The 1,398-nt window shown below is 74.2% G+C and carries 1 protein-coding gene; it reads left to right on the top strand.

Going from position 1 to position 1,398, the window contains the following annotated elements; genetic code table 11:
* Positions 1–165 precede the first annotated feature (165 nt).
* Positions 166–1,110, top strand: coding sequence for a DUF3027 domain-containing protein (locus tag AB0H82_RS36405; RefSeq protein WP_362999832.1), 945 nt, complete (start codon positions 166–168; stop codon positions 1,108–1,110).
* Positions 1,111–1,398 lie beyond the last annotated feature (288 nt).

Below are 1,398 nucleotides of genomic sequence, written 5' to 3'. Positions count from 1 at the left end.
AGGGGAGCGCCAGGGGCCGGCGCGTGCGGGCCGTGTTCGTGCACGAGGGCGACCCGGAGCGGATCGCCCTCAACTACGCCTCGCGGGAGCCGGAGGTCCGCTCCGTCCGTACCCCCGCGTAAGGGTGGCGCACTCGTGAGACGGCGTAGGAGAGAAGCGATACTTGTGAGCGCAGCGACAACGCGAAGCCGTACCCCGCGCACCCCGCGTACCCCCGACCGCCTGTGCGCCGAGGCGGTCGGCCTGGCGCGCGCCGCGGCCGAGGAGGCCGCCGCGCCCGGTGTGGTCGGTGAGCACGTCGAGGTCGTGGTCGAGGGCGACCGCGTCGTCACGCACCTCTTCGAGTGCAAGGAATTCGGCTACCGCGGCTGGCGGTGGGCCGTGACGGTGGCCCGCGCCTCACGGGCGAAGGTCGTCACCCTCGACGAGACGGTGCTGCTGCCGGGCCCCGACGCGCTCCTCGCCCCCGAGTGGGTGCCGTGGAGCGAGCGGCTGCGGCCCGGCGACATGGGGCCGGGCGACCTGCTGCCGACGGACGCGGAGGACCTGCGTCTGGAGCCGGGTTACTCGGGCGAGGAGGAGCCGCCGCCGAACTCCGCGGTGTCGGAGGAGATGGCCGAGCTCGTCGAGGCGGAGGACGCCGACGTCACGCCGGTGTCGCCCGCCGAGCTGCCGGTCGCGCCGGCCCGCGGTTCCATCGCGGCGGTCGCCGACGAACTGGGCATGCGGCGGGCGCGGGTGCTGTCCCGTTACGGGCTGCATGTCGCCGCGGACCGCTGGGACGAGGCGTACGGCGCGAAGACCCCGATGGCGCAGGCGGCGCCCGCTGCGTGCGTCAGCTGCGGGTTCCTGGTGCGGATCGGCGGCTCGCTCGGCCAGGCGTTCGGTATCTGCGGCAATGAGTTCGGGCCTGCGGACGGGCATGTGGTGTCGCTGTCGTACGGGTGTGGTGGGCACTCGGAGGCCGCGGTCATGCCTAAGCCGCCGCGGCCGGCGCCGCCGGTGCTCGACGAGACGCGGGTGGATGTACTGCCGCTGCGGCCTGCGGCGGATTCCGGGTCTGTGGTGAGCGGGGAGGGGGCGGGGGAGGACGATCTCGGCCACTCGTAGTTCCGGCGGCGGTTGGGCGGTGGGGGTGTGAGCGTCGCCCGTCTTGCTCGGGCCGCCCCACCAGTCCCCCTGCACCTGTTTCCCCCGCGTCGCCGCTCCGCGGCGTTTTCCCCACCCACCCGCCCTGCCATTCCCCCTCGGGGGGCCGGGTGGGAAAGCCCGCCGCGAAGCGGGATGGTGTGTGGCCGTTGCCCGTCATGCTCGGGCTGCCCCACCAGTCCTCCTGCACCTGTTTCCCCCGCGTCGCCGCTCCGCGGCGTTTTCCCCACCCACCCCCATACGAAGAGC

This window comes from Streptomyces sp. NPDC050732, assembly GCF_040654255.1.
Lineage (GTDB): Bacteria > Actinomycetota > Actinomycetes > Streptomycetales > Streptomycetaceae > Streptomyces.
Note: the sequence above shows the minus strand (reverse complement) of the source record. Positions and strands in the feature narration are given on the sequence as shown.